We start from the raw sequence: 217 nt of genomic DNA, 5'->3' as shown, positions 1-217 counted from the left end.
GGGGCCTGACTGTCATAGATCAGGCCAAAGTCCTGTGCCAGTTTCTCCGCCGCTTCTTTTGGGGAGAGGTCAAAGAGCTTTGCGGTAAAGTCGATCACATCCCCATCTTCACCGCAGCCAAAGCAGTGGAATCGCTGGTCTACCTTCATGCTGGGGTTCTTATCATCGTGAAAAGGACAGCAGGCCATGCCATTTCGCCTGACTTTTATCCCATAAA

The 217-nt window shown here is 51.6% G+C and carries 1 protein-coding gene; it reads right to left on the bottom strand.

Annotation, left to right across the window (positions count from 1 at the left end; all coding sequences use genetic code 11):
• Window positions 1-217 (bottom strand): CHC2 zinc finger domain-containing protein (locus GPK94_RS15870; RefSeq protein WP_215656270.1); only part of this gene is annotated, 217 nt, incomplete at both ends.

The sequence above is a fragment of the Pseudoflavonifractor sp. MCC625 genome, assembly GCF_018784545.1.
Lineage (GTDB): Bacteria > Bacillota > Clostridia > Oscillospirales > Oscillospiraceae > Pseudoflavonifractor_A > Pseudoflavonifractor_A gallinarum.
The sequence above is the reverse complement of the archived record's forward strand: the minus strand, read 5'-3'. Positions and strand labels throughout refer to the sequence as shown.